The 3,185-nt window shown below is 35.7% G+C and carries 5 protein-coding genes; 1 reads left to right on the top strand and 4 read right to left on the bottom strand.

Annotated features, from left to right (window positions below; genetic code table 11):
• Positions 1 to 509 (top strand): DUF3050 domain-containing protein (locus HRT72_07960; GenBank protein NQY67642.1); only part of this gene is annotated, 509 nt, incomplete at its 5' end.
• Between the two features lie 64 nt (positions 510 to 573).
• On the opposite strand, the gene HRT72_07955 is transcribed toward HRT72_07960, so the two are convergent.
• The 4 genes from HRT72_07955 to HRT72_07940 all read right to left on the bottom strand — a co-directional run.
• Positions 574 to 1,176, bottom strand: coding sequence for a hypothetical protein (locus HRT72_07955; protein NQY67641.1), 603 nt, complete (start codon positions 1,174 to 1,176; stop codon positions 574 to 576).
• A gap of 132 nt (positions 1,177 to 1,308) precedes the next feature.
• Entirely contained in the window at positions 1,309 to 2,424 is a 1,116-nt protein-coding gene (leuB, locus tag HRT72_07950; GenBank protein ID NQY67640.1) for a 3-isopropylmalate dehydrogenase, read from the bottom strand.
• Positions 2,425 to 3,009, bottom strand: coding sequence for a 3-isopropylmalate dehydratase small subunit (gene leuD / locus HRT72_07945; protein NQY67639.1), 585 nt, complete (start codon positions 3,007 to 3,009; stop codon positions 2,425 to 2,427).
• A 4-nt stretch (positions 3,010 to 3,013) separates the two neighbouring features.
• On the bottom strand, positions 3,014 to 3,185 hold a 172-nt coding region (locus tag HRT72_07940; GenBank protein NQY67638.1), incomplete at its 5' end, for a 3-isopropylmalate dehydratase large subunit.

Below are 3,185 nucleotides of genomic sequence, written 5' to 3'. Positions count from 1 at the left end.
CTAAAAGTCATTTTGAAATGTATTTGGATGCAATGATGCAAGCCGATGCAAGTACGTTCGAAATTGATAATTTTATAAGATTAATTGAATCTGGAAATTCAATTCAATATTCACTTGATCAAATTAATATCGATAAAAGAGTAGCTGATTTCGTTACGTTTTCATTTTCAATCATTGACACGAACAAGGAACACCTAGTTGCTTCTGCATTTACTTTTGGACGAGAAGACGTAATTCCAGATATGTTTATTGAAATACTTAAAAATGCTGATTCTGAAAACAGGTCATATAGCAAGTTGACATATTACCTTGAAAGACATATAGAATTAGATGGGGATGAGCACGGTCCATTATCTCTTAATATGATTACAGAACTTTGTGGTAATGACGATCAAAAGTGGAACGAAACTTTAACAGTAGCCAAACAATCTTTACAGAAGAGAATTTTACTTTGGGATGCGATTAGTGATATGATTCAAAAAGGAAAACCAGCATATAACAAAGTATAAAAGGCATTAAAACGACCTTTTATTCAACCGTAATCAAGTTATATTCATTATTTCTCTCTCTCTGCTAATACTCGCCTTTAGTAAAACGACTTACTTTATTAAGTCCTTTTACATGTTCAATATATCGCCCTCTATTTATCATGAGGGTTAGTGTGTGATATCCGAAATTATCGCCTAAGAGGATAATGTAACGGGTAGTAATAGAGCGTCTTTTAGTCCATGAGCGAACTGCAAGTGTGAAAGACATTCCATGGTTTATTTCAATGTTTTTAAAGTTGGCACCGTAACCAGCACCTAAGCTAAATCCACTATCATTAAAAAAACTTTTTGTAGCTATATGCCCAATATTCATCTCGAAAAATACTGGTGCGACAACATAGGTGAAAGAAGATTTTATGTCTTTGAAATTGGGATGGGCCAACATTGATAGATGACTAGTAATAGAAGTAGAGAAATCCGTAGTGTGCATGAATAATGGAGTGTTGTGGCTGAATTCAACGTCAATCGAATAAAGTAATCGATCAAGATAAACACTGTTAAAGTCATATTGCAAGCCAATGCCAGAACAAAATTTATAACTCCCTAGGAAGTGGTTTTTTGCGACGTTCTGAGAGTATAAAGATGTATTTATTGCGACAACAGAAAGTGCAATCAAAAATAATCTCATCACTAAAAATCTTACGGTTTAGTATCCTTTACATTGTAATTCAATCACATGTCTCTATTCTGTAATAGAATAACATGCTCAATCTATACATCGAACATTTATGCTCTATGCAATATAATCTAAAAAGTAGGATTAAACAGGTATCGAAGCTTCAGAAGTCAATCTAGCAATGTCGACTTCTCCGTTATTTGTGATGAATTCTGCAACAGCATTTCCAACTACAGTAGTAGAGTAGTTAGTTATAGGGTCAATATCTTCCGTGCAAATTCCTTTTACAAGAATATAGTCAACTGCATTTCTAACATCTTTGGCTTCTTCCGATAATCCTAACGAATCTTCAAGTAGCATAGCCAGAGAAAGTATTGTAGCAATTGGATTTGCGATGCCTTTTCCCGTTGCTTGAGGATAAGAACCATGTACGGGCTCATATAGAGCTGTCTTAACTCCCATGGAAGCGGAAGGCAATAATCCGATAGAACCTGTAATAACACTTGCTTCATCAGATAGAATATCTCCAAATAAATTTTCAGTAACGATTACATCAAACCCTTTAGGATTTTGTATCAATTTCATGGCAGCATTATCAACGAACATGTAATCGACAGTTACTTTTGGATAGTCTTTCTCCATTTCTTGGATTGTTTCTCTCCAAAGTCTTGATGTTTCCAAAACATTTGCTTTATCTACAACTGTAAGGAGCTTTCTCCTATTCATCGCATATTGGAAACCAACCTTAGCAATTCTTGTAATCTCATCTTTAGAATAAACGCAAGTGTCTACAGCTACAGTGCCGTTTTCTCTTCTCTCTCTTGGTTCTCCGAAATAAAGGCCGCTAATTAGCTCTCTAACGATAACTAAATCAACACCCTCAACAATCTCATCTTTAAGTGGGGATTTGCCTTTGAGGATTTCAAAATTGATAACAGGTCTGATGTTAGCGAATAATCCAAGAGCTTTTCGAATTGCAAGAAGACCTTGTTCTGGTCTTACTTTTGCTTTTGGGTCGTTATCGTATTTAGGATCTCCGATTGCACCAAATAGAATAGCATCAGAATCTAGGCAGATATCTAAAGTTTCGGTGGGTAGGGCAGAGCCAGTTTCGTCAATTGCCGATGCGCCAATAAGACCTTTTGTTAAGGTGAATGTATGATTGTATTTTTTTTCTACAGCATATAATACATTGATCGCTTGGTCTACAATCTCTGGTCCGATACCATCTCCTGGTAATACAGCAATTTTCTTTTCCATCTATAAAGCGTTTTCGTAGGCGATAATATCGTCCTTGATATTTAATAAGTAATCGATATCGTCAAATCCGTTAAGTAAACAAGATTTTTTGTATCCGTTAATTTCAAAAGCCTCTTGATCTCCTGTAGATGAAATAGAAACCGTTTGAGCTTCTAGATCAACGTTTAACACTTCTTCGTTATTGTTTTCGAGAGCTGCAAAAATTTTAGCTAAAAAACCTTCTGATACTTGTACGGGTAGAAGGCCATTGTTTAATGCGTTGCTTTTGAATATGTCGGCATAAAAACTCGAAATCACAACTCGAAATCCAAAATCATAGATAGCCCATGCTGCATGTTCTCTACTCGATCCACATCCAAAGTTTTTTCCGGCAACTAAAATTTGTGCTCCTTTTGTATCTTGGTTTAATACGAAGTCTTCAACCATCTTACCTTCAAGATCGTATCTCCAATCTCTAAAAAGATTTTCTCCGAAAGCTTCTCTTGTAGTAGCTTTAAGAAATCGAGATGGAATGATTTGATCCGTATCCAAATTCTCATTTGGAATCAATACACAGTTTGTGTTTACTTTATTTAGTTTCTCCATTGTCTTAATTCATTAAAGTTCGTACGTCAGTAATTTCGCCTGTTATAGCTGTTGCTGCAGCAGTAAGTGGGCTAGCTAAGAAAGTTCGAGATCCGGGTCCTTGACGGCCTTCGAAGTTTCTGTTTGATGTAGAAACACAATATTTACCTCTAGGCACTTTGTCTTCATTCATTCCT

The organism is Flavobacteriales bacterium (genome assembly GCA_013214975.1).
GTDB lineage: Bacteria > Bacteroidota > Bacteroidia > DT-38 > DT-38 > DT-38.
Note: the sequence above shows the minus strand (reverse complement) of the source record. Positions and strands in the feature narration are given on the sequence as shown.